Annotated in this window: 25 protein-coding genes and 1 tRNA gene; 20 read left to right on the top strand and 6 right to left on the bottom strand. The window is 61.1% G+C overall.

What is annotated here, in order from left to right:
• Positions 1–3: 3 nt before the first annotated feature.
• Positions 4–555 (bottom strand): hypothetical protein, encoded by a 552-nt coding sequence (locus MU551_RS02390; RefSeq protein ID WP_247040528.1) that lies wholly within the window; start codon positions 553–555, stop codon positions 4–6.
• Between the two features lie 104 nt (positions 556–659).
• Here MU551_RS02390 and MU551_RS02385 point away from each other — a divergent pair, with 104 nt between their 5' ends.
• Together MU551_RS02385 and MU551_RS02380 are read left to right on the top strand one after the other, a co-directional pair.
• Positions 660–1,109, top strand: a complete 450-nt coding sequence (locus tag MU551_RS02385; protein WP_247040527.1) for an RrF2 family transcriptional regulator — start codon at positions 660–662, stop codon at positions 1,107–1,109.
• A 167-nt stretch (positions 1,110–1,276) separates the two neighbouring features.
• A complete protein-coding gene (locus MU551_RS02380; protein ID WP_247040526.1) occupies positions 1,277–2,437 on the top strand; it encodes a globin domain-containing protein in 1,161 nt (386 codons plus the stop codon).
• 36 nt (positions 2,438–2,473) lie between these two features.
• Here the strand turns inward: MU551_RS02380 and MU551_RS02375 are convergent, their stop codons facing one another.
• Positions 2,474–2,803 (bottom strand): hypothetical protein, encoded by a 330-nt coding sequence (locus tag MU551_RS02375; RefSeq protein ID WP_247040525.1) that lies wholly within the window; start codon positions 2,801–2,803, stop codon positions 2,474–2,476.
• 134 nt (positions 2,804–2,937) lie between these two features.
• Here MU551_RS02375 and MU551_RS02370 point away from each other — a divergent pair, with 134 nt between their 5' ends.
• On the top strand, positions 2,938–3,399 hold the full coding sequence (locus tag MU551_RS02370) for a GatB/YqeY domain-containing protein (protein ID WP_247040524.1): 462 nt from the start codon (positions 2,938–2,940) through the stop codon (positions 3,397–3,399).
• Positions 3,400–3,512: 113 nt separating this feature from the next.
• On the opposite strand, the gene MU551_RS02365 is transcribed toward MU551_RS02370, so the two are convergent.
• Positions 3,513–3,595 (bottom strand) — tRNA-Leu (locus tag MU551_RS02365).
• A gap of 163 nt (positions 3,596–3,758) precedes the next feature.
• Here MU551_RS02365 and MU551_RS02360 point away from each other — a divergent pair.
• On the top strand, positions 3,759–5,063 hold the full coding sequence (locus MU551_RS02360) for a M20/M25/M40 family metallo-hydrolase (RefSeq protein ID WP_247040523.1): 1,305 nt from the start codon (positions 3,759–3,761) through the stop codon (positions 5,061–5,063).
• A 40-nt stretch (positions 5,064–5,103) separates the two neighbouring features.
• On the top strand, positions 5,104–6,267 hold the full coding sequence (locus MU551_RS02355; RefSeq protein WP_247040522.1) for an acyl-CoA dehydrogenase family protein: 1,164 nt from the start codon (positions 5,104–5,106) through the stop codon (positions 6,265–6,267).
• 34 nt (positions 6,268–6,301) lie between these two features.
• Here the strand turns inward: MU551_RS02355 and MU551_RS02350 are convergent, their stop codons facing one another.
• Complete coding sequence (locus MU551_RS02350) at positions 6,302–6,535, bottom strand: DUF5703 family protein (RefSeq protein WP_247040521.1); 234 nt, start codon at positions 6,533–6,535, stop codon at positions 6,302–6,304.
• A gap of 39 nt (positions 6,536–6,574) precedes the next feature.
• On the opposite strand from MU551_RS02350, the gene MU551_RS02345 reads away from it, so the two are divergent.
• Positions 6,575–6,847: a hypothetical protein gene (locus MU551_RS02345; protein ID WP_247040520.1), complete on the top strand. Its 273-nt coding sequence runs from the start codon at positions 6,575–6,577 to the stop codon at positions 6,845–6,847.
• 42 nt (positions 6,848–6,889) lie between these two features.
• Here the strand turns inward: MU551_RS02345 and MU551_RS02340 are convergent, their stop codons facing one another.
• Positions 6,890–7,825: an aldo/keto reductase gene (locus MU551_RS02340; RefSeq protein ID WP_247040519.1), complete on the bottom strand. Its 936-nt coding sequence runs from the start codon at positions 7,823–7,825 to the stop codon at positions 6,890–6,892.
• Positions 7,826–7,877: 52 nt separating this feature from the next.
• On the opposite strand from MU551_RS02340, the gene MU551_RS02335 reads away from it, so the two are divergent.
• Both MU551_RS02335 and mshC read left to right on the top strand, forming a co-directional pair.
• The gene (locus tag MU551_RS02335; RefSeq protein WP_247040518.1) at positions 7,878–8,711 is read left to right on the top strand and encodes an undecaprenyl-diphosphate phosphatase; all 834 of its coding nucleotides are present in this window, start codon (positions 7,878–7,880) and stop codon (positions 8,709–8,711) included.
• Positions 8,712–8,726: 15 nt separating this feature from the next.
• Entirely contained in the window at positions 8,727–10,037 is a 1,311-nt protein-coding gene (gene mshC, locus MU551_RS02330) for a cysteine--1-D-myo-inosityl 2-amino-2-deoxy-alpha-D-glucopyranoside ligase (RefSeq protein WP_247040517.1), read from the top strand.
• Positions 10,038–10,040: 3 nt separating this feature from the next.
• Here the strand turns inward: mshC and MU551_RS02325 are convergent, their stop codons facing one another.
• Positions 10,041–10,946, bottom strand: a complete 906-nt coding sequence (locus MU551_RS02325; RefSeq protein ID WP_247040516.1) for a PAC2 family protein — start codon at positions 10,944–10,946, stop codon at positions 10,041–10,043.
• Between the two features lie 152 nt (positions 10,947–11,098).
• Here MU551_RS02325 and MU551_RS02320 point away from each other — a divergent pair, with 152 nt between their 5' ends.
• The 12 genes from MU551_RS02320 to MU551_RS02265 all read left to right on the top strand — a co-directional run bounded on the left by MU551_RS02320 (position 11,099) and on the right by MU551_RS02265 (position 24,623).
• Positions 11,099–11,848: an HAD family hydrolase gene (locus MU551_RS02320; protein ID WP_247040515.1), complete on the top strand. Its 750-nt coding sequence runs from the start codon at positions 11,099–11,101 to the stop codon at positions 11,846–11,848.
• The gene (locus tag MU551_RS02315; protein WP_247040514.1) at positions 11,841–13,013 is read left to right on the top strand and encodes a site-2 protease family protein; all 1,173 of its coding nucleotides are present in this window, start codon (positions 11,841–11,843) and stop codon (positions 13,011–13,013) included. The genes MU551_RS02320 and MU551_RS02315 overlap by 8 nt, the downstream gene beginning before the upstream one ends.
• 129 nt (positions 13,014–13,142) lie before the next feature.
• Complete coding sequence (locus MU551_RS02310) at positions 13,143–14,207, top strand: tRNA (adenine-N1)-methyltransferase (RefSeq protein WP_372489772.1); 1,065 nt, start codon at positions 13,143–13,145, stop codon at positions 14,205–14,207.
• 81 nt (positions 14,208–14,288) lie between these two features.
• A complete protein-coding gene (gene arc / locus MU551_RS02305; protein WP_247040513.1) occupies positions 14,289–16,073 on the top strand; it encodes a proteasome ATPase in 1,785 nt (594 codons plus the stop codon).
• Entirely contained in the window at positions 16,070–17,743 is a 1,674-nt protein-coding gene (dop, locus tag MU551_RS02300; protein ID WP_247040512.1) for a depupylase/deamidase Dop, read from the top strand. Before arc ends, dop begins: the two co-directional genes overlap by 4 nt.
• Positions 17,744–17,827: 84 nt before the next feature.
• A complete protein-coding gene (locus tag MU551_RS02295; protein WP_247040511.1) occupies positions 17,828–18,031 on the top strand; it encodes a ubiquitin-like protein Pup in 204 nt (67 codons plus the stop codon).
• Positions 18,032–18,097: 66 nt separating this feature from the next.
• Positions 18,098–18,922 carry a proteasome subunit beta gene (prcB, locus tag MU551_RS02290; RefSeq protein WP_247040510.1) on the top strand — a complete coding sequence of 275 codons (825 nt, stop codon included), beginning with the start codon at positions 18,098–18,100 and terminating at the stop codon, positions 18,920–18,922.
• Between the two features lies 1 nt (position 18,923).
• Positions 18,924–19,631, top strand: coding sequence for a proteasome subunit alpha (gene prcA / locus MU551_RS02285; RefSeq protein WP_247040509.1), 708 nt, complete (start codon positions 18,924–18,926; stop codon positions 19,629–19,631).
• Position 19,632: 1 nt separating this feature from the next.
• On the top strand, positions 19,633–20,997 hold the full coding sequence (gene pafA / locus MU551_RS02280) for a Pup--protein ligase (RefSeq protein WP_247040508.1): 1,365 nt from the start codon (positions 19,633–19,635) through the stop codon (positions 20,995–20,997).
• A gap of 110 nt (positions 20,998–21,107) precedes the next feature.
• Positions 21,108–22,043, top strand: coding sequence for an FKBP-type peptidyl-prolyl cis-trans isomerase (locus MU551_RS02275; RefSeq protein WP_247040507.1), 936 nt, complete (start codon positions 21,108–21,110; stop codon positions 22,041–22,043).
• A gap of 67 nt (positions 22,044–22,110) precedes the next feature.
• On the top strand, positions 22,111–22,506 hold the full coding sequence (locus MU551_RS02270) for an FKBP-type peptidyl-prolyl cis-trans isomerase (protein WP_247040506.1): 396 nt from the start codon (positions 22,111–22,113) through the stop codon (positions 22,504–22,506).
• A gap of 128 nt (positions 22,507–22,634) precedes the next feature.
• Positions 22,635–24,623, top strand: a complete 1,989-nt coding sequence (locus MU551_RS02265) for a helix-turn-helix transcriptional regulator (protein ID WP_247040587.1) — start codon at positions 22,635–22,637, stop codon at positions 24,621–24,623.

Genomic DNA, 24,623 nt, shown 5'->3' with positions numbered 1-24,623 from the left:
CTTTTACCGGAAGTCTTGCTCTGCCAGGTCCTTTATCGACTTCGGTGTGTGGCGTCCGAGGCGCCGGTCCAGGGCGACGCGAAGCTTTGCTGCCGCCGCCCTCACCCGCTGATCAGACCCCTGTGCCGAGACACCGATTTTGGCGGCACTCGTCCGCGCAGGCCGGACTTCGAGGTCCTCATCTCTTTCGATTACCGACTTCCAGGCAATGTCGAGCAGCCTCAACTCTTCCTCCCGGGCCAGCTCGCTCTCGCTAAGAACGGACAGCGCTGCCAGTCCGAGGGCCTTTACATCGTCCTCGCTGCCCAACGCCCTGTCCATGGCCCACTGCGTGCGCCGCCACCATTCTGACCGGCTGTCAGCTTCCGACTTCTGCGCCAAGGCAAAGGCGTCCGCTTGTGCCTTCTGACGCAGGGTCAGTAGCCCGACGACCGCCGCAGCGACAGCAGCCAGGAGGACAGCAAGCGGACCCAAGGCGGCGACGATCTCCCACCATTGGGCAGGGGCTGACTGAGCTACGAGAGTGGACGCCGCTGTGGCTGGTGAAGGTGTCACGGGGACAGCCTACGGTGGGCGGTATCAACATTTGAGGAACCGCGCGGCAGGTCCGGATGGTGTGCTGTTTTCCAAGGCTCGGAGCGCGCTCGTAAGCTTGCTTGATGAAGATCAATGCCTTCGCGGATGTGAGCCTGCGCGCCGTGATGGTGCTTGCCGCTGCACCTGCGGGCACCTTGCTCACCACTCAAAATATCGCCGACGCCGTAAACACGCCGTATAACCATGTCAGCAAGGCCATGGCGAAGCTACGGGAGCTGGGCGTGATCGACGTCGAGCGCGGCAGAAAAGGCGGTTCCCGTCTAACCCCGGCCGGCCGCGTGTCCACCGTAGGGCAACTGCTAAGGCAGCTTGATACAAGGGCCGATCCCGCTGAGTGTGTGGGACTGGCCGGTCGGTGCCCATTGATCGACGAGTGCAAGTTGCGTGTTGCGCTGTCCCGGGCCCGCGAAGCGTTCTACGGTGAGTTGGACGGGATTGTTATTGCCAGCCTCCCAGGGTCTCGCCAGATGCTTCCCGTCTTCCATACGATCGGCCTGCATCCGGGAATCTGAGGCCACCCAGCTGTTTCGCGCTGGTTCAGCCCATGCCGGCACATAGGGGAGTCGGGTTTTGATTCATCTTCTACACCGTGTAGAACTGAAGTTAGATACTGGTATTTCAAATACGGGTATTACCCGGGCCGGACCACCAGTCCAGGAACACTATCTCAGGAGTATGAATGCTCTCCGACAAGTCCCGCCCCGTCATCGAAGCCACCCTGCCGCTTGTCGGCTCACGGATTGGCGCCATTACTCCAAAGTTTTATGCACGTCTCTTCGCGGCACACCCGGAACTCCTTGATGGTCTCTTCAGCCGCTCCAATCAGCGCTCGGGGACGCAGCAGCAGGCGCTGGCCGGCAGCATCGCAGCTTTTGCCACCCACCTGGTGACAAACCCGGACACCGTCCCGGAGGCCGTTCTGTCGCGGATTGCACACAAGCACGCTTCTCTTGGCATCACGGAACCCCAATATCAGGTGGTGTACAAGCACCTCTTCGAGGCGATTGCGGAGGACCTGGCTGACGTCATCACGCCCGAGATCGCCGAGGCCTGGACTGAGGTGTACTGGCTCATGGCAGACGCCCTCATCAAGCTTGAGAAAGGGCTCTACGCAGGGCAGGCCAACGGCAGCATGTGGAGCCCGTGGAAGGTTGTGGCGAAGACTCCCGCAGGGACAGGCGCCATGACGTTCTCATTGGAGCCGGCCGATGACACACCCGTCACTGCCGCTTTGCCTGGTCAGTACGTCAGCGTCAAAGTTCAGCTCGAGGACGGACTCCGGCAGGTCCGGCAGTACTCAATCTCTGATGATGCGGGAGCCAGCCGAACCTTCACAACGAAACTTGATGACGGCGGCGAAGTGTCACCTGTGCTGCACAACAATGTCGAAGTGGGGGATGTGCTGGAAATCTCCAACCCCTATGGCGAGATAACCCTCAGGGAAGGGGACGGTCCTGTGGTTCTGGCGTCAGCCGGAATCGGCTGCACCCCCACAGCGTCCATCTTGCGGTCCCTTGCGGATTCCGCCTCCGATCGCCAGGTCCTGGTTCTGCATGCTGAAAGCAATCTGGGCAGCTGGGCTCTCCGCGGACAGATGACGGACGACGTCGACCGCCTGGGCGGCGCCGAACTGCAGCTCTGGTTGGAGGAACCAGCGGCCGGAGCCAAGGCGGGCTTGATGTCCCTGCGCGATGTGGATCTGCCGGCTGGCGCCTCACTCTACCTCTGCGGGCCGCTTCCCTTCATGAAGCACATCCGCAGCGAAGCGATCGACGCCGGAATCCCCGCCACCAGCATCCATTACGAGGTATTCGGCCCCGACCTGTGGCTGGCGAACTAGCACAGGGGGATAACCGTTGCACCTTGTTGATGCGGTTTAGCTCCTGGGGCAGAACTCCCCGAAGTTTTTCTGGGCCTCGGCTTGCAGCTCGCCCTGTTTCTTGACATCTGGCGAGTCCTTGGCCGATTCGTCGGTCAGTTCCACCAGCGCCTGCACGGTGGACTTGAGGTCATCCGAGGAAACGGGCCCAATTGTCCGGATCTGGTTGGCGAGGTTGACCGCTCCGGTCTTGCTGGCCGGAGGATTCGACATAACGTCACGGATCCGCTCGCAGGTTTCCGCGTTGGACAATTGCGGATGGGCGACGCAGGCTGAGGCTGAGAGGGTGAGCGCGGCAGCAAGCAGGGCTGTGGTGAGTTTCTTCATGGTTCCCTTATTGTAAGCAGGGCCAAGGCTCGTCGATACCGGTGTGACAACGGCACACATGAGGCGTGCCACTTTCGCCACTGCTGGCGCACAGGCAACGGGCACCCCCGGTGCCATTCAAAACGAGGAGCACCATGTCACTGAAAGAACAACTGCACGCCGACGTCGTCGTCCACATGAAAAACCGCAACAAGGTGGCCCTCACAACGGTGCGGAACGTCCTTGGCGAAATCGAAACCCGGGAGAAGTCCGGCAAAACACCAATTGAGCTGGACGACGCCCAGGTGACTTCGCTGCTGCAGAAGGAAGCGGCCAAACGCCGTGACACGGCCCGTATCTACTCAGAAGCCGGTGAATCCGACCGTGCCGCTGCCGAAATTGCTGAAGCGGAAGTCATCGAGGCTTATTTGCCCAAGGCCCTGACACTGGATGAGGTAGAGGCAATCGTGGACAAAGAGATCGCCGCGTTGAAGGGTGAGGGCCAAGAGCTGTCCATGCGATCAATCGGGGCCGTCATGAAGCCTGTCACAGCGAAGGTAGCCGGACGCTTCGATGGCAAGGCCGTCAGCGAGATAGTCCGGGGTCGACTGTCCTAGGCACTCGAAAGAGCACTGTCAGGGACAGCAAGGCTGTATGCCCCAGGCGATGAGGCAGCCGGAGACACAAAAAAACCCCGGAAAATCATTGATTTTCCGGGGTTTTCCCTTTGTGCGCGGAGGGGGACTTGAACCCCCACCCCCTTTCGAGGACTAGCACCTCAAGCTAGCGCGTCTGCCATTCCGCCACCCGCGCAGGTGGTAATTCGGAGCACGATTTCCGCCCTTCGGCGGTTCGCTTCTCTCCGAAGCAGCGAGAAAAACTCTAACACGAACTCTGCGGAAAGTTGGAATCGGGACGAAGGGAGCCCACTGGGTAGGCTTGGGACCACGAGCCCCACCGATATGAGGAGAGAGCCATGACTGTCATCCGCCCCGAGGACGAAGTCGTTCGGATCTGCCAGGAATTGATCCGGATCGACACCTCCAACTTCGGTGACGGTACAGGCCCGGGAGAGCGGTCGGCTGCCGAATATACGGCGGGGCTCATTACAGAGGTGGGACTGGAGGCCGAGATCTTCGAATCCGCGCCGGGTCGCGCCAACGTGGTGACCCGCATCGCGGGAGAAGACCCCTCCGCCAGCGCACTGGTGGTCCACGGCCATCTTGATGTGGTGCCGGCCCTCAAGGACCAGTGGAGCGTTGACCCTTTCGCCGGTGAGCTGAAGGACGGCCTGATTTGGGGCCGCGGTGCGGTGGACATGAAGGACATGGACGCCATGATCCTTTCCGTCATGCGGCAGTTCGCCCGGACGGGGCGCAAACCCAAGCGGGACATCATCTTTGCTTTCTTTGCCGATGAGGAGGCGGGCGGAACCTTCGGTTCCCGTTACGCCGTCGAACATCGCCCCGAGCTGTTCGAGGGCGCCACAGAGGCCATCTCTGAAGTAGGTGGTTTTTCGGCAACCATCGGGGGCCAGCGAACGTACCTGCTGCAGACGGCCGAGAAGGGGCTGTCCTGGCTTCGCCTGGTGGCGCACGGACGGGCAGGGCATGGCTCTCAGATCAGCACCGACAACGCCATCACCAGGCTGGCCAGCGCTGTCTCGCGAATCGGCGAATACCAGTGGCCGATCGAACTGACCCCCACCACCCGGCAATTCCTCGACGGCGTGACCGAACTCACCGGCGTGGAGTTCGACGCAGATGACCCCGAACGGCTCCTCAAGGAACTGGGAACATTGTCGCGCTTCGTAGGAGCGACTCTTCAGAACACCAGCAACCCCACCCTGCTCAAGGGCGGCTACAAGCACAACGTCATCCCGGAGTCCGCGGAAGCCCTGGTGGACTGCCGGACCCTTCCCGGTCAGGAGGACCAGGTCCTGGAGATCGTGCGGGAGCTCGCCGGCAGCGGAGTGGACGTCAGTTACGTTCACCAGGACGTTTCGCTGGAGGTGCCGTTCGCCGGGAACCTCGTGGACTCGATGATCGATGCCCTTCACTCCGAAGACCCCGGCGCAAAGGTCCTCCCGTACACACTCTCCGGAGGCACGGACAACAAGGCCCTCAGCAGGTTGGGGATCACCGGCTACGGCTTCGCTCCATTACAGCTGCCGGATGATCTGGACTTCACAGGCATGTTCCATGGAGTGGACGAACGTGTTCCCGCCGACTCGCTGAAGTTCGGTGCCAGGGTCCTCGACCGGCTCTTGACCACTTACTGACCCTGACGCCGCTGACATTGCACGCACCGAAGGCTGAACCATGATGATGGACGAGATTCTGCCGGACAGGCTGCTTGAAAGGATCCGGAGCCGTGCCGCCGGCTATGACCGGGACAATTCCTTCTTCCACGAAGACCTGGACGAGTTGCGCGATGCCGGTTACCTGAAGATCTTCGTACCTGCGTCCGACGGCGGCCTGGGCCTCGGGTTGGAAGCGGCAACACAGCTGCAGCGCCGGCTCGCAACGGCTGCTCCCGCCACCGCCCTGGCAATCAACATGCATCTGGTCTGGACCGGAGTGGCTCACGTCCTGGCGGCAAGAGGAGACCACTCATTGAATTTTGTTCTAAGCGAGGCGGGGGAGGGGGAGCTGTACGCCTTCGGCAATTCCGAGGCCGGCAATGATGCAGTCCTGTTTGACTCCATCACCGAGGCCCGCCCGCAGCCCGGCGGTGGCTACAGCTTCACCGGACGAAAAATCTTCACGAGCCTTGCCCCCGTCTGGACACGGCTGGGCATCTTCGGCAAGGACAGTGAAGCCCGTGATGGAGAGGGCGAACTGGTCCACGGCTTCATCCATCGCGACACTCCCGGTTACAGGATCCTGGATGACTGGAACACGCTGGGGATGCGGGCCAGCCAGTCCTGCACCACCGTCCTGGAAGGTGCATACGTCCCGCCTGAAAGGATCTTCCGGAAACTGCCGGTTGGCCCTAATGCGGATCCTCTGATCTTCGCGATCTTTGCGTGTTTCGAGACGTTGCTTGCAGCGGTGTACACCGGCATCGGGGAACGGGCTTTGGAACTTGGAGTGCAGGCAGTGAAGCGCCGGACATCGTTGAAGAACGATGGCCGTCTTTATTCGCAGGATCCCGACATCCGCTGGAAGGTTTCGGCTGGGGCAATGTCGCTGGAACGTCTGTACCCGCAGTTGCAGCTGATAGCGCGGGATGTGGATGCGAAGGTGGACCACGGAAGCCAATGGTTTCCCAAACTTGTGTCCCTCAAAGTGAACGCGACCGAAACCGCCCGGGAAGTTGTAGACCTGGCCATCAGGGTCTCAGGAGGTTCAAGCTATTTCCAGGGAAGCGAGCTGGAGAGGCTCTACCGGGATGTACTGGCCGGAATGTTCCATCCGTCCGACGACGAGTCAGCGCACAACACGGTAGCGAACGCATGGTTAGGGCCGCTGGAGAGTTTCTGATGCGCTACCGCGCAGCCAAGGACCACCCGTCCTGCTAAACCGTCCGCTGTACCTGGGTTACGCGGCGCCTCAGCCAGAACCGCCTTCCGCCGCCCACATAGAGGCGGCTGCGCTCCAATTCCCACTTGCCATACTCGGAATGTTCAACGAGTCTCCGCCGGGCCTCAGGCAGCGAATCCTCAGGACCGATCGTCAGTACGAGGTACTCGTACTGACTGACATAGTCCCGCTCGCGTTCGACGGAGCTGCGCAGAAAATGTTCCTTCATTGCTCTCCATTTTCGTCTTTTTCCGGCTAACGTGAAGTCATGAGCATCGATCCGCGTGTCGCGCTTCAGTCTTTGACCACCGCTTTGGAAGAACACCTGATCGCAGCCTCGGCCCGGCGTGGTGAGGGTGACCCCACAGTTGAAGCTGCTTTTTTTGCTGTCGCTGATGCTTTCGAAGTCTACGACGATTCCTTGTACGAAGCGTATGGCGAAGTGACGCCTCTCGAGGTTATCGATGAGGTCGAGGACGACGAGGATGACCGCGAAGACGTGGACGACGACGATCTCGAGATCGTGGAGTCCGACAGCTAACCGCGCGGAGTCTGCCAGCTACGAAGGTCTGGCAACTAACTGTCAGGACACGAGAGAGACGTCTTCCAAGGCGCGGGCGATCTCTGGCGGCAGGGGAGCCAGCTGGGATGCGAGAATCTCCTTCAGCTGCACGGGAGTGCGCGCACCCACCACCGCGCTTGCCACGCCGTTCTGGGCAAGCAGCCAGCTCAGGGAGACGTCCACGGGAGTCCGGCCGAGGCCTCGCGCCGCCATGGCAACAGCCTCCACTATCCTTGATGACTCCGGCTCAAGATAAGGTTCCACGTACCCGGCCAGCCTCTTTTGGGCGGCACGCGAATCTGAGGGAATGTGGCCGCGGTATTTTCCGCTCAGGACACCCCTGCCCAGGGGCGCCCAGGCCAGAAGCCCCAGCCCTGCGTCCTCGATGGCCGGCAGGAGCTCGTCTTCGGGCTGCCGGTGAACCAGCGAATACTCTGACTGGTTGGCCACCAGGGGAAAGCCCGCAACGGCTGCCGCCTTGGCAGTCTGCCAGCCGTTGAAGTTAGACACGCCCGCATACCTTGCGCGGCCGCTGCTCACAGCGAACTCCATTGCCGAGAGGGTTTCCTGGAGCGGGACGTTGGGATCCCAGGCGTGCGCAAACCACACGTCGACATAGTCTGTGCCCAAACGCGCAAGGCTGGCGTCAAGCCCCGACAGCATTCCGCTTCGGGAGGTATCCACCCGACGCCGGCCATCCGACGTCGAAAGTCCCGCTTTCGTGGAGATAACCACTTCGGAGCGGGCCACGACGTCTCCCAGCAAACCCCCAAGGATCGCCTCAGCCTGGCCCTCGGAGTAGGACGCCGCGGTGTCGATCATCGTCCCGCCGGCATCAACAAAGTTCCGCAACAGTTCAGAGGCATCCTGCTCGTCGGTTTCCCGTGCCCAGGACATGGTGCCAAGAGAAAGGGCGGACACGCGCAACCCACTGTTGCCGACATAACGCTGCTGCATAGCAGCAAGCTTACGGGGATTCCCCAAGTGCAATGACGTAGGGTCTATAAACGTGAACTGGATTGAAGCGGCCCTGCTGGGCCTTGTACAGGGACTGACGGAATTCCTCCCGATCTCCTCAAGTGCCCACCTCCGGATAGTCGGTTCCTTCCTGCCGAACGCTGCAGATCCCGGTGCGGCCTTTACCGCGATCACCCAGCTGGGTACCGAGACTGCGGTGATCGTCTATTTCTGGCGGGACATCGTGCGGATCATGAGGGCCTGGTCAGGATCCCTCCGTGGCAGGGTCTCCCGGCAGGACCCGGATGCCCGGATGGGTTGGCTGGTGATCCTTGGCAGCCTGCCCATCATCATCCTGGGGCTACTCTTCCAAGATCAGATTGAGTCGGTCCTGAGGAGCCTCTGGATCGTGGCTACCACCCTCATAGTTTTCGGAATGATCCTGGCTGTCGCAGACGCCGTCGGCCGGCAGCACACGGACCTGACCAGGCTGACCTACAAGCACGGCATTATCTACGGCTTCGCCCAGGCAATGGCACTGATACCAGGCGTTTCCCGATCCGGTGGAACCATCACCGCCGGACTACTGATGGGCTACACCCGCGAAGCCGCCGCCAGGTACTCTTTCCTGCTTGCAATCCCCGCCGTTTTCGGCAGTGGCCTCTACCAGCTCTATAAGGTGGTCTCCAAGGACGGCGTATCCGGTCCCTATGGTTTACCTGAAACTGCCCTCGCCACGGTGATTGCCTTCGTCGTGGGCTACGTCATCATCGGCTGGTTCCTGAAGTTCGTTTCCACACGCAGCTACCGGCTGTTTGTCTGGTACCGCATCTTCCTTGGAATGGCGCTGTACTTGTTGCTCGGTTTCAACGTCATCAGCGCCTAGCACTAGGCTTGGGCTGTGAAATCCTGGAAATCCCGTCCCGTCCCACAGCTGCCCGGGCGTATGCCCACCGTTCGGCTTTTCGACTCAGCTAAAGACTCCTTTGTTGCCTTGGATGGGCCGGGGGAGCAGTCGATGTATGTCTGTGGAATCACGCCTTATGACGCCACCCATATGGGGCACGCGGCCAGCTACGTAGCTTTTGATCTACTCAACCGGGCTTGGCGCGACGCCGGCCAGCGGGTCTCCTACGTCCAAAATGTGACGGATGTCGACGATCCGCTGCTGGAGCGGGCCACTGCCACCGGGATGGACTGGAAAGACCTTGCAGCAAGCCAGATCGAGCTCTTCCGCTCCGATATGGAGGCCCTCAACGTCCTGCCGCCCGATCATTACGTTGGCGCTGTGGAAGCCATCCCCATGATCGTTCCTGCTATCGAACGGCTGTTGGAACTTGGACTCGCCTACCGCGTTCCGGGGACGGCAGGAGAGCCCGACGGCGACGTCTACTACGACGTCGAAGCGGCGGGTAAGCATTCGGTAGGAGCGGACGCCTGGACGCTCGGCTCCATTTCGGGCCTCAACGAGGCCGAGATGCTCGAGCTGTTCTCTGAGCGGGGCGGCGACCCTGGCCGCGCCGGCAAGCGGCAGGCATTGGACCCGCTCCTCTGGCGCGTCGCCCGGGAGGGTGAGCCCAGCTGGGCCGGGGGAGAACTCGGCCAGGGAAGGCCGGGCTGGCACATTGAATGTACCGTCATCGCCCAGCACCACCTCCCGGCTCCATTCACAGTGCAAGGAGGCGGATCGGACCTGATCTTCCCGCACCATGAGATGGGTGCCGGGCACGCCTACTCACTGTCCGGGCTGCCCCTTGCCGAACACTTCGCCCATGCCGGCATGGTGGGCCTCGACGGCGAAAAGATGAGCAAGAGCAAGGGCAATCTTGTCCTGGTGTCCAAGCTGAGAGCCGCAGGGGAGAAGCCTGCCGCCATCCGGCTTGCCATCCTGGCGCATCACTATCGCTCTGACTGGTCCTGGACGGAGGCGGAATTTGCGGAGGCGAAAGCGAGGCTTGAACGCTGGGCCCTAGCTGTCTCAGTAGCACCGGAAGGATCCGGAGCAGGCCTGGTCGCAGCGCTGCGGACCGAGATGTCGCAGGACCTCAATGCGCCTGGTGCCCTGGTAGCCGTTGACCGCTGGGCAGCCAGTGCCCTGGACGCACATCGATCGACGCCGCAGCATGACGCCAAGCTCCAAAGCGAAGGATCAGAGCTGGATGCGGCACTGGTAAGCGACGCACTCGACGCACTGCTCGGCATCCAGCTCTAAATCCTAGGGCTTGTCCTTGCCCCGACGCTTCAGATAGCGCTCAAATTCACGGGCTATGGACTCGCCGCTGGCCTCGGGGAGATCAGCGGTGTCCTTCGCCTCCTCCAGCTGGCGGACATAGGCAGCAATTTCCGGATCCTCGGTAGCGAGCTCGTCCACGCCCCGCTCCCAGGCATCAGACTCTTCGGAGAGTTCGTGGGTATCGAGCGGAATCTGCAGGAGCTCCTCGATACGGTGCAACAGGGCCAGCTGCGCTTTTGGTGAGGGCGCCTGCGCAACATAGTGGGGCACCGCCGCCCAGAGGGAAATGGTAGGCAAGCCGGCCAGAAGCGCAACTTCAGCAAGGACGCCCACTATGCCCACGGGCCCTTCGTACTGAGAGGCCTCAAGGTCCATCCGCTCGCGCAGTGCATTATCATCCGTTGAAGAACTCACGGGGATCGGCCGGCTGTGAGGTACATCGGCCAACAGTGCGCCCACGAGAACCACATAATCGACGTTGAGGGCTTCGGCGTGTACCAGCAGTTCTGCTGTGTACGCCCGCCATTTATATGACGGCTCAGTGCCCTGAACGAAAATAATGTCCACGTTGGTGTCGGGCGCACTTGCTTTGTAGATCCGTGTTGACGGCCATTTGATCTTGCGCTCACCGGATTGGGTACGCCGGATGGTGGGCCGGGTGAACTGGAAATCGTAGTACTCGTCAGCGTCAATGGCGGCAACCTTCTTGCCGTCCCAGAGCTTGTTAAGATAACGAAGCGCATCGCTGGCGGCCTCTCCGGCGTCGTTCCAGCCTTCAAAGGCGGCGAGCATCACTGTGATGCGCTGCCCGTCGGGCACAGGCTGCAGCAACCGGTCCGGCTCGACCGTACCCTCCGGCGCCGTGATGTCTCCGTCAAAGCTATTCATTCCTTCACCCTACGTCCAAGAGCCGAGGCTACGCATTGAATGAATCGCTGCAAATCAGGATGGAACCAGTAGGAAACACGGAACGTCACTCCGGAATTCGCCGAGGGCGTAGCGCGAATAGCCAACCACGCGCTCCCCGTAGACTTGAAGGCATGCGATCCTCAGCCTCCCCATCCGTACTAAAGGCCGCATTGTGGGATATGGATGGCACCATCGTGGACACGGAGCCCTACTGGATCGAGGCTGAGTATGCGTTGGTGTCAGCGCATGGTGGTCAGTGGTCCCATGAACAGGCGCTCCAGCTTGTTGGGCAATCCCTCGTGTTCTCAGCCGGCGTCCTCCAGGAAGCCGGGGTGCAAATGCCCCGCCGGGACATCATCGACACCCTGACGGCCCAGGTCATCGGCAGGGTACGGGACACTGTGCCATGGCGTCCCGGGGCCCGTGAACTACTGGAGCAGTTGTACGAGGCTGATGTCCGCTGCGCATTGGTGACCATGTCTGAAGGACCGCTGGCCAGGGAAATAGTGGCGAGCCTGCCCAGGCCTTATTTCGAATACGTCGTCACAGGTGACACCGTGAGCCGAGGGAAGCCAGACCCCGAGGCCTATCTGAAAGCCATCGCGTTCCTCCAAAACAATGATCCTGAACTGACCGCAGATGACTGCATTGCGCTTGAGGACTCCCAACCAGGAGTGGCCGCAGCAGTGGCATCGGGCGCCGTAACCGTGGCCATTCCGCACATCACGGCCTTGGCGGAAGACTCCCGCCACGCCATTTGGGACACTCTTGAAGGCCGCAGCGTCGCGGACCTGGAACAACTTGTGGAGCGCCGGCGGAAATTTCCGGCGGCCCCATTTCCGGTGGAAGCCGCAGAACCAGGGAGCAACAGCGTTGACTGAATCCACAACAGGTGCCGGGAACGTCCGACGCAACGGACTCCGAGAGGGTATTGCCCTGGGACGCATCGCGGGCATCCGGGTGGTGCTTTCTTATTCCTGGTTCGTCATCGCCGCTTTTACAGTTTTCGCCTACGGGCCCATCCTTGCGCAGGAGTTTCCGCGGCTCGGAATGTCCGTCTACCTTGTGGCCTTCGCTTACGCCCTGCTCTTACTATTCAGCGTCCTCGTTCACGAGCTTGCCCATGCGCTGACCGCGAAGATCTACGGATGGTCAACGGACAAGATCGTACTGAACCTCTGGGGAGGCCATACGAGTTTTGAGGAGTTCACACCCACTCCTGGCCGGTCACTGATAGTCGCCCTGGCCGGCCCTGCGGCCAACTTCGTGCTGGCCGCCGCTGGTTGGGCTGTGATTTCCGCAGGATCTCTGACAGGGGTCGCTGCAAACCTCACCTTCATCTTCATGTTGGCAAACTTCGTTATTGCAATCTTTAACATCCTCCCCGGGTTGCCGCTGGATGGAGGAAGACTGGTTGAATCCGCCGTCTGGGCTGCCACCGGAAACCAGGCCAAAGGCACCATCGCCGCTGGTTGGGCGGGAAGGCTGATCGTCGTCGCCCTCGTCCTTTGGTTCGTGGTCCGTCCTTGGCTGAGCGGCCAACTGCCGGACATCACCCAGATGGTTATCACAGTCCTGGTGAGTGGATTCCTGTGGGTAAGCGCTTCGGACGCCATTCAGCAAGGGAAGCTACGCAGCCGCCTGCATCTGGTGGACGCGGCCGCGTTGGCCGAACCCGCCGTCGGCCTGCCAGAGGCCGCTACTGTGGCGGACGTCCTGCGTCTCTCACCCGCTGGCTTCCCGGCGGTGGTCCTGTTCGGAAGCGACCGGCGTCCCAAGCAATTGGTAAATCCCAAGTCCGTAGCGGAAGTCCCTGCCGGGGCAGAGGCAGCGACCCCCGCCAGTGCGGTCTCCTACCAACTGGACGTTGGCGCCTACGTACTTGAATCGGATAAGGGCCAGGATCTGCTTAAATACTTGTCCAAAATAAACGGCAGCGAGTATGCCGTCGTCGATGACAATGGCATAGTGACAGGCTTGCTACACAAGCACGCCGTCCTGGACGCCATCACAGGCAGGGAAGCGCAGCGCAACGGGCGCAGATAAGCAGGAACCGGTAGAGTTACCTGCCGGCCATGAAATAGGGCGAGAGCATAATCACCACCAGGCCGAGCCGCCTGGTGCAGGGGCTCTCAATGAGCAGCCAGACAGCATCACAGGAGCGAGGAACAGTCCATGAGCAGCGATCACGCCGCCACCGGTACCACCACAGCCGAAAATCCAGGCTTGGGTATGGCAAGTGCCGAGCCGGTTGGTGCCGCGAGGCGCCGGGGCCCCTTCCGCGAGGGTGAGCGCGTACAGCTGACCGACGAACGTGGCCGGATGAACACCATCACCCTTGAGGTGGGTGGGGCATTCCACACCCACCGTGGGTTCCTGAACCACGATGAGATCATCGGCAAGGTTGACGGTTCCGTGGTAACCAACAACGTTGGCCAGCAATATCAGACGCTTCGCCCCTTGCTCTCGGACTTTGTGCTGTCCATGCCTCGCGGAGCCGCGGTTGTCTACCCCAAAGACGCAGGGCAGATCGTCACCATGGCTGACATCTTCCCCGGTGCCCGTGTGGTTGAGGCGGGCGTGGGCTCCGGAGCCCTCTCCATTTCCCTGCTGCGCGCAGTCGGGGACAACGGTTACTTGCACTCATTTGAGCGACGCGAGGAATTTGCCGATATTGCCCGCGGGAACGTAGAGACGATCTTTGGTGGTCCGCATCCTGCATGGAAGATCTCCCTCGGCGACTTCCAGGAAGAAGTGGTCCGCAGCGAAGCCCCGGGCTCCGTTGACCGGGTCGTGCTCGACATGCTGGCACCTTGGGAGTGCCTGGACGCGGTGGCAACGGTTCTTGCCCCCGGTGGGGTTTGGATCAACTACGTTGCAACGGTAACCCAGCTGTCCCGGACGGCCGAGGCCATCCGGGCAGACGGACGTTTTACCGAGCCCGACGCCTGGGAGTCGATGGTGCGGGGATGGCATCTCGAAGGCCTGGCAGTGCGCCCCGACCACCGGATGGTGGCACATACAGGCTTCCTGCTGGTCACTCGCAGGCTGGCCGACGGCGTCACAGGCATCTCCGTGAAGCGTCGTCCCTCGAAGACCGAGTTCAACGACGAGGACGTCAACGCCTGGACTCCGGGCGCGGTAGGAGAACGCCTGGTGTCTGACAAGAAGCTCCGACGGGCTGCCCGGGACGCCATCGCGGGGACCAATGTGAAGGACGATCCAAAGATCACGAACTAGTCCGTATTTCGGAAAGCTTCAGCAGACCTTGCGTTGTTGGGACTATGGTCTTAATAAGAGCGCAAGAAGGGGCTGATGATCATGGAGATGCCAAACAACGAATCAGGACGGACGCCCGCAGGGGACACGGCAGGGCCAGGAGCCGAGGACGGTGCACGTTACGGCGCCAGCGAACTTTCGGTCGCCGACCGGCAAATTAACATTCTGAGGGACAAACTCCGCCACATCGACCGCCAACTCGCCGCAGCAACGCAGAACAACACGAAGCTCGTGGGCATGTTGGAAACCGCTAAGGCCGAGATTCTGCGCCTGAAGAACGCCTTGGATCAGGAGGGGCAACCTCCTTACAGCTTCGGCACGATTCTCCAGCTCAATCCAAAGCGGCAGGCTGCGCCGGGCAGTTCCACGCAGGCCACTACCGAGGAATCGGTGGACATCTTCAACGCGGGCCGCAAAATGCGCGTGGGGATCAGCCCCTTGGTCAACATCAATCAACTGTCCGTCGGCCAGGAGGTGCTGCTCAACGAGGCACTCCTGGTAGTGGCGGGGCTCGGCTTCGAGCGTGCCGGCGACCTCGTAACGCTCAAGGAAATGCTGGGCCACGATCGCGCCCTGGTTGTTGGCCGGGCGGATGAGGAACGGGTCATCCGCCTCTCGGGTCCCCTGATGGCGCAAAAGCTGAGGGTGGGGGACGCCCTGTCCATAGACTCCCGCACCGGTTACGCGCTGGAAAAGGTCCCCCGTGCCGAGGTCGAAAACCTGGTGCTGGAGGAAGTCCCTGACATCACCTACGAGGATATTGGCGGGCTGGGTCCGCAGATTGAGCAGATCCGCGACGCCGTCGAACTCCCGTTCCTGCATCCGGACCTTTACCGTGAACACGGTCTTAAGGCCCCCAAAGGGATCCTCCTGTACGGCCCTCCCGGTTGCGGCAAGACCCTCATCGCCAAGGCTGTGGCAAATTCCCTGGCAGCAAGGGCTGCCGAGCGCACCGGAAATGTGGATCTCAAGAGCTACTTCCTGAACATCAAGGGTCCGGAACTCCTGGACAAGTACGTCGGTGAGACCGAGCGCCATATCCGGCTCATTTTCTCCCGGGCCCGCGAAAAGGCGTCGGACGGCAGCCCGGTCGTGGTGTTTTTCGACGAGATGGACTCCTTGTTCCGCACCCGCGGAACCGGAATCTCCTCCGACGTCGAGACCACCATCGTTCCCCAGTTGCTGAGCGAGATCGACGGCGTGGAGCGGCTGGACAATGTCATCGTCATCGGCGCCTCAAACCGTGAGGACATGATCGATCCGGCCATCCTGCGCCCAGGACGCCTGGACGTGAAGGTAAAGATCCATCGGCCGGATGCCGAGGCGGCAGCAGACATCTTCTACAAGTACATCACCACGGACCTGCCCTTCCATGCCTCAGATCTTGGCGAGCACAATGGCGATGTCCAGGCCACGGTAGACGCCATGATCCAGCGCACCGTCGAAGCGATGTACTCCACAGACAAATCCAATGAGTTCCTCGAAGTGACCTATGCAAATGGCGATACTGAAATGCTCTACTTCAAGGACTTCAACTCAGGAGCGGTGGTGCAGAACGTTGTGGACCGTGCCAAGAAGTACGCCATCAAGGATTTCCTCACTACGGCCCAGAGGGGCATCCGCATAGACCACCTGCTCCGGGCCGTCATTGATGAGTTCCGCGAGCACGAGGACATGCCGAACACCACCAATCCTGACGATTGGGCCAGGATCTCCGGCAAGAAGGGTGAGCGCATTACCTACATCCGTACTATTGTCCAGGGCAAGGCAGGCCAGGAGCCGGGCAAGTCCATCGAAACGATGCCCAATACTGGACAGTACCTGTGACAGCCCGCCCCGAACGCGCTCCAGGTTCTGCCCTCCCGGCGGGCGGCGCCATGAGGGTGATGGGTTCGGAAACGGAGTACGGTATCCACGCTCCATCTGCGCCGGGAGCGAATGCCACCATGATGTCCGCCCGGGTGATCCAGGCCTATGCCCAGGTCACCAGGCAGCGGGCGGCCGGGGGAGCGGAGACTCGCTGGGATTACACGGATGAGGAGCCCCTTCACGATGCCAGGGGCTGGACCGTGGAGCGGACCTCGGCGGATCCGAGTCAGCTGACGGACCAGCCACCGGTCCTCGATGCGGAGGCCATCGCCATGGCCTACGGTCGGGACGAGCTGGACCACGACGGCGAAGATGAATCCGGATCGCTGCTCATGAACATGGTCCTCGGGAACGGGGCACGACTGTATGTGGATCATGCCCACCCTGAATATTCCAGCCCTGAAGTGACCAACCCGCGTGATGCCGTGGCATGGGATGCTGCCGGCGACCTTGTGGTGCTGGCGGCTGTCCGGCGTCTGGCCGCTGACCCTACACTGCCCCCCATCAACCTGTACAAGAACAACACTGACAACAAATCCGTCTCCTATGGGTCGCATGAAAACTACCTCATGCCGCGCTCTGTCCCCTTCGGGGACATTGTCAGGGGGTTGACGCCGTTCTTTGTTTCCCGGCAGATTATCTGCGGGGCAGGGCGAGTGGGCCTGGGACAGGCCAGCTCCAGGCCCGGGTACCAAATCAGCCAGCGTGCTGATTTCTTTGAGGCCGAAGTCGGGTTGGAAACCACCATTCGGCGCCCCATCATCAACACCCGCGACGAACCCCACGCCACCGCCGACAAGTACCGGCGACTACATGTCATCATCGGTGACGCCAACCTGAGCCAGGCTTCGAACTATTTGAAATTCGGGACCACGGCCATGGTGCTGAGCCTCATTGAAGCCGGACTCGCCCCGAAAGTCGAAGTCCACGAACCTGTTGCCGCCCTCCAAACTGTCAGTCATGACACGTCCCTGTCCGCTACCATCCGGCTTCTCGATGGCCGGCGGGTGACCGCCTTGGACCTTCAATGGATGTACCACGAGGCCGCCGCGAAGCTGTCGCAGGAAACCGGAGTGGCTGATGCTGTGGACGGCGACGGTCACACCCACGCAGTCCTTGAGCGCTGGGCGGCAACTCTTAGCCAGCTGGACAACGACCGAAGCGCCGCAGCTTCCTCGGTGGAGTGGCTCGCCAAGCTGTCACTGCTGGAGGGTTACCGGCAGCGGGACGGGCTCAGCTGGGACAACGCACGCCTGGGACTGATCGACCTGCAGTGGGCGGACATCCGTCCTGAGAAGGGTCTGTACCACCGGCTTCTGTCCAGGGACCGCATGCAGCGAATCGTGGATGACCAGGCCATTGCCCGCGCTGTGGCTGAGCCGCCGTCGGATACCAGGGCGTACTTCCGCGGGCGCTGTGTCAGCAGCTTCAGCAAGGACGTTGTCGGGGCCAGCTGGGACTCGGTCATCTTCGACGTTCCGGGCTACGGACGGCTGCAACGCGTACCCACCCGGGAACCCCTACGGGGCACCGAAGCACTCACCGGCGGGCTGTTTGCCCGTCATCACGAGGCCGCGCCCTTCCTCGCAGAGCTACTCGGGCTGGGCACCACTCCGCCACCGGGATAAAGCCACCCGCAGGGGCCTCCGGCGTGGCACTATTGGCTTACAGGATGTCCCTCGAGGAATCGGGGACAGTCAGAAGGAGGAACAATGGCAGGCCAGGAGCAGCAACAACCGCAGTCGCGGGACACCGAGGTTGACGAGGACATCCCCGCACCCCCGCCAGCCCCTGCGGAGGCCCAGGCGTCAGCCGCCACACAAGGCGTTGACGACCTTCTGGACGAAATCGACGGAGTCCTCGAATCCAATGCGGAGGAGTTCGTTCGGGCCTTCGTCCAAAAGGGTGGCCAGTAAGCGGACGCGCGCCACTGCCCAAAGGGCGAGGAAAACGTTGATTCACCACGTTGAAGGAGTGCAGCAGTGCAGGAAACTACAGCCAATCAGGTAGCGGCCAACGCGACGTCTTCGTTCACCGAGCACCTGCAACGCGACAGGCCCGGACTGCTGCCCTTCAACAATCCTCTTCCAGCGGCACAAAGCGCGTCAGCTCAGCCGCTACAGGTTCCGCATGCTACCACCATTGTTGCCCTGACATATGCCGGCGGCGTGCTGATGGCCGGTGACCGCCGGGCCACCATGGGAAACATCATTGCCAGCCGCCATATCGAAAAGGTCTTCCCTGCCGACCAATACTCCGTGCTTGGTATTGCCGGTACCGCCGGAATTGCCATTGATATCACCAGGTTGTTCCAGGTCGAACTCGAGCACTACGAAAAAATCGAAGGTACTTTGTTGAGCCTGGACGGCAAGGCAAACAGGCTGGGCGCCATGATCAGGGGAAACCTGCCCATGGCTTTGCAGGGGCTCGCAGTGATTCCGCTGTTTGCCGGGTTCGACACTCAGGCGGGAGTGGGACGGCTCTTTTCCTACGACGTCACCGGGGGCCGTTATGAGGAGCAGGAACACCATACGGTAGGGTCCGGCTCCATGTTCGCCCGGGGAGCGCTCAAGAAACTGTGGAGTCCGAACATCTCAGAGGATGAAGCGATCAGGGTGGCCGTTGAATCCTTGTATGACGCGGCCGACGACGACTCCGCCACAGGCGGCCCGGATCCTGTCCGGCAGTTATGGCCGGTGGTGTACACGGTGAACCGTGCTGGTGCCCGCCGTGTGCCGGAGGCCGTCCTGGCCGAGGCCGCCCAACGGATCATAGAGTCACGGGCTTCGGCTCACAGGGAGTCCTGACATGACCCAGCAGTTTTATGTATCTCCCGAACAGCTGATGAAGGACCGTGCCGATTTCGCACGGAAAGGCATCGCACGCGGCCGGTCCGTGGTGGTCATCAGCGGCGCTGACGGGATAGCCCTGGTTGCCGAGAACCCATCGCCTTCCCTTCACAAGATCGGCGAGATTTACGACAAGATTGCCTTCGCCGCCGTCGGAAAGTACAACGAGTTCGAAAGCCTCCGCCAGGCAGGTGTGAGGTACGCGGACGTACGCGGGTATTCCTACGATCGTGAGGATGTCACCGCCAGGGGCCTGGCCAGCGTCTATGCGCAGAGCCTCGGAGCAGTCTTCACTGCTGAGCAGAAACCCTTCGAGGTTGAGCTAGCCGTGGTGGAGGTGGCCAGCCGCCAGGATGAGGACCATTTGTATCGCCTGACTTTTGACGGTTCCATCGCTGACGAAAAGGGTTTCATCGTGATGGGCGGTCAGGCTGAACAGGTCTCGGCAGCCGTGGAAGCAGGCTGGCAGCGGGAACTTGATCTTGCCGGCGCAGTCCGGTTGGCCATGCGTGGCCTTGTCACTGACAAGGACGCCTCGGCATTACCTCCCTCGGCTGTTGAAGTAGCGGTGCTGCACCGGCAATCGGAAACTGCACTCGGCACCCGCCGGGCGTTCCGGCGCCTTGGAGACGCAGAGATCGCGGAACTCCTGGCGGAGGGGAACTGACATGGACAAACGCATTTTTGGCATCGAAACCGAGTTTGGAATTTCCTACTCCAGTCCTGATTCCCGGCCCCTGGCTCCTGAGGAAGTGGCACGCTACCTCTTCCGCAAAGTGGTGAGTTGGGGCAGGTCCTCCAACGTGTTCCTCACCAACGGTTCCCGGTTGTATCTGGACGTGGGCTCACACCCTGAATACGCAACGGCTGAATGTGACGACCTGGCGCAGTTGATAGCCCACGACCGCGCCGGCGAGCTGATCCTCGACGATCTGGTGGATGAAGCACAGGCCCGTTTGGCCGCAGAGGGATTCAACGGCACCGTATACCTCTTCAAGAACAACACCGACTCAGCCGGAAATTCATACGGCAGCCATGAGAACTACCTGATTCCGCGCCGTGGCGAGTTCTCCAGGCTCGCGGAAATCCTCATCCCTTTTCTGGTTACCCGCCAACTCATTGCCGGTGCCGGGAAAATCCTGAAGACTCCGCACGGGGCAACGTTCGCTTTCTCCCAACGGGCCGACCACATCTGGGAAGGTGTCTCCTCCGCCACCACCAGGTCCCGGCCCATCATCAACACCCGCGACGAGCCTCACGCGGATGCCGAGTTCTATCGGCGCCTCCACGTCATTGTTGGTGATTCCAACATGTCGGAAACCACTGCCTTGCTCAAAATAGGTACAGTCGACCTGCTTCTGCGGATGATTGAAGCCGGGGTCATCATGCGGGACATGCGAATGGAAAACCCCATCCGAAGCATCCGGGAGATCTCACACGACCTCACGGGCAGGGCACTGGTCCGGCTCGCGAACGGCAGGCAGCTCACGGCCCTGGAGATCCAGCACGAATACCTGAGCAAAGTCACGGCCTTCGTGGCGGAGAACGGCGCCCATAATCCGCATGTCCCGCTGATACTGGACCTGTGGCGACGCACCCTCGACGCGATTGAGAGCGGAGACACCCGGACCATCGACACTGAAATTGACTGGGCCATCAAGAAGAAGCTGATGGACAATTACCGTGAGCGCCATGGTCTGGGACTGGATGCTCCCCGGATTGCCCAACTGGACCTTACGTACCATGACATTTCCCGGTCACGCGGGCTTTTCTATCTCCTCCAGTCCAGGGGAGCCACCCGGCGCCTGGTGGGGGACATTGATATCAAGGACGCTGTGGACGCCCCTCCCCAGACCACGCGGGCCAAACTCCGCGGGGACTTCGTTCGAAGGGCGCAGGAGCTGGGCCGGGATTACACCGTTGACTGGGTCCACCTGAAACTGAATGACAGGGCTCATCAGACCATTCTGTGCAAGGATCCGTTCCGGAGTATTGACGACCGTGTGGACGCGCTCCTGGACTCTATGGGCTGATACCCAGCTTCAGGGGTTAAGCTGGATGGGGCCGTTTATGCGGCCACCCTTGTTCTGCCGCGAGCGTGATGCCGGCATGACGTCCATCCTGCCCCGACGAAAGTTCTTACGTGCGCCGAATACTAGCAATTCTCATTCCCGGGCTGCTGCTGCTGACCGCGTGCGGCGGATCAGCTGCCGCTCCCGAGCCAACAAGCCAATCCGCGGGTGAAACAGCAAAGCTCGACACCCTGAAGCTGACTGAAAATGGAGACAAGAAGGCGCCTGGTGTTGAGTTCACCAAGCCGCTGGACGTCACAAAACCCACTATCAAGGTGGTCAAAGAAGGTGACGGAGACAGCGTTAAGGCGAATCAGATCGCCCAGATCTCCTACCTGGCCCTCAACGGCAAAGACGGAGCCACGCTTGAAGACACCTTCTCAACTGAGCCGCAGCCACTGGAGCTAAGCGAAGAAGCAAAAACCGGTAGTCCTGAGATCTACAACGCGTTGGTCGGAAGTAAGATCGGCTCATTCATTGCACTCGCCCTCCCCGGACAGGCCGCGGCCCAAGGCGGACAAGCACAGCCGAGCAACCTGATCATCATCAAGGTGCTCTCCACTAAGGAAGCTCCAAAAGCCTTGAGCAAGGAAGAAACCGAGCAGTTGGACAAGGACGGCAAGCTTCCCAAGGTCACATTCGATGACAAGGGTGTTCCTTCGGTGGAAATTCCGAAAACGGATGCTCCTGCAGGCCTGTCAGCGAAGGTACTTTCTGAAGGGACCGGCGAAGCCATCGCAGCAGCTGACACCATCGAGGCCAACTACTCGGGTTGGCGGTGGGAAGACAGCTCAAAGTTCGATTCAAGCTTCGACCGCGGCGAACCAGCGACATTCTCCCTCAGCCAGGTCATCAAGGGCTGGACCCTTGGCCTGACCGGGCAGAAAGTTGGATCCAAAGTCCTGCTGACGATCCCGACCGACCTCGCCTATGGTCCTAACGCCGAGGCACAGAAGAAGCCCGCCGGTCCGCTGGTCTTCGTTGTTGAGATCAAGTCAAAGAAGTAACTCACCCTCCTCGGCCTTGAGCCATACGGCTATAAGACCATGCAACCCCCTAACAAAAGGAGCAACCATGTCATTTGGTCAGCGTGATTTCGACCGCCAGAAGCCTGAAATTGACTTCCCTGAGGGCGACGTTCCCACCGAACTGGTGATTACGGACCTCATCGAGGGCGACGGCGCCGAAGCCAAACGGGGAGACACCGTTTCAACCCACTACGTCGGTGTTGCCTGGTCCACAGGCGAAGAATTTGATGCATCCTGGGGCCGTGGAGCGCCGCTGGACTTCAAGGTGGGCGTCGGGCAGGTCATCCAGGGTTGGGACCAGGGCCTGCTGGGCATGAAGGTAGGCGGCCGCCGCCGCCTGGAAATTCCCTCGGAGCTCGCGTACGGTTCACGTGGCGCCGGCAGCGCTATTGCCCCCAATGAGGCACTCATCTTCGTCGTTGACCTGGTCGGCGTGCGCTAAGCACAAATAACCAGAGGTGGGGCCATCAGCCCGCTGAGCCTGGAAGCGCGGTAACAATCGGAGCGGTATTTCCGATTGTGGCCGCGCTTCCTGCGTTTCAGCAAGCGGTATTGAGTAACGTTGATGGGGTGTCCGCCTCACGTACAGAACGCCTCCTGAACCTGCTCATCGCTCTCCTCAACACCCGGTATGGGCTGCGGCGCAGTGAGCTGCGCGAGAAGATTTATCACGACTCGAGCAGCAGCGATGTCTCTTTCGGACGGATGTTTGAGCGCGACAAGAATGATCTGCGGCAGTTCGGTTTCGACGTGGAAACGGTAACCGACAAGGGATGGGGATCCGATGATCCGGCCACCACGCGTTACCGGATCGGCAAGGAATCAAACCGCCTGCCCGATGTCAGCCTCACACCGGAAGAGTGCACCGTCCTTATTCTTGCCTCCCAGCTATGGGAGCAGGCTGCGCTTGGTTCGGCCGCACTCAGTGCCATGCGTAAGTTGCAGGCGACCGGTGAATTGTCTTCCGCAGCCGAAGTCCCTGCCGGCGTGCAGCCACGTATCAAACCCCCGGGACAGGCCTTCGAGGACCTGGTTGCAGCAATGCACTCCCAGCATCCGGTGAGCTTCCGTTATCTGGCTGGAACTACGGGGAAAGAAGAAGAACGACTCGTTGAGCCCTGGGGGCTCGGGAGCCGCTTTGCCCAGTGGTACCTCGTAGGCTTCGACCGTGCCCGAGGGGCGCAACGGTACTTCCGGCTCTCGCGTTTCACTTCGGCCGTCACGATGCTTGAGAAGGACTCCTACACACCGCCTGTTGGCTTTAGCGCCCGCGCCGAGCTCGACAAACTTCCTGAACTCCCGCTCAGGACCGCCGTTGTGGATGTGCGTCAGGGTCGTGTGCTGGGCTTGCGGAAGAAGGCAGCAGAGCCGCTTGGGGCTCCCGACGACGGCTGGGACCGTCTCGAGGTTGCTTACAGGGACTCGGAGGTGCTGGGCGAAGAGCTGGCCTCCTATGGCCCGAACGTGGTGGTCGTATCGCCGGAGGAGTTGAGGGATGCCGTCCGACGCCGGCTCACCGCAGCTGTGGACTTCGCGGCCGCACCGATGCCGCCGGTTGAGTTCCCGGATGACACAGCTGCCAAACGGACCCGTAAACGTACTTCCGAGGACCAGTTGCAAAGAATGCTGCAACTGGTGCCCTTCCTTGTCCATAATCAGGGCCTGCATATCCGGGAGGTTGCCGACCGCTTTGGCGTGACCAGGAAGGAATTGGAGGACGATCTTCGGATTCTCATCTGTTCGGGATTGCCCGAGGGGTATCCGGACGACCTCCTGGACATCCAGTGGGAGGACGACCACGTCTATATCACCCAGGACCTGGACCTGAACCGTCCTGTCCGCTTCACGATTGATGAAGCCTGCGCACTCCTTACCGGCCTGGACGCCCTCAATGGATTGCCCGAACTGGCCGAAGGAAGCGCCCTGGAATCAGTAACACTGAAGTTGATGGCAGCTGCGGGGGAGGAAGGCCTGAGGGCTGCCTCGCTGGCAGGGCCTGAAGTCAGTCCGGGTAATTCCGCGCATCTCCAGACCGCGAGGGATGCCATTGAATCCCGTCGCCAACTCCACTTGGTATACCTGTCACCTCAGCGCGACGCTTTCTCGGAACGCGATGTTGATCCTCTCCGGCTCTATTCACTGGACAACACGTGGTACCTCGAGGCCCACTGCCATTCTGTCGGGGGGCTGCGCAACTTCCGCCTGGACCGCGTTGAGAAACTAAGCCCAAATGGCCGGCCTGCATCTGACCACGGCGAGGCTTCGGAAGGCTTCCCTGTCAAGCTTTTCACCCCGAACGACGACGATACAGTCGTCACCGTGCAGCTCACCCGACAAGCTGCCGGCCTCGCAGAGGACTACTACGCGGAACGGACAGCGCCACTTACTGAAGGGGGTAGAGATGGCGGACTTCTCGCCGAAATCAGGTTTGGCAGCACGGAGTGGCTGCCGGCGTTCGTTGCCCAGCATGGCGGCGGTGTAAGGATTCTGAAGCCTGAGCATGCCGCGGCTGCTACTCGTGAATGGATCGAAGAAGCCTTGGCCCACTACGACAGCTAG

The organism is Arthrobacter rhizosphaerae (genome assembly GCF_023062595.1).
Taxonomy (GTDB): Bacteria; Actinomycetota; Actinomycetes; order Actinomycetales; family Micrococcaceae; genus Arthrobacter; species Arthrobacter rhizosphaerae.
The sequence above is the reverse complement of the archived record's forward strand: the minus strand, read 5'-3'. Positions and strand labels throughout refer to the sequence as shown.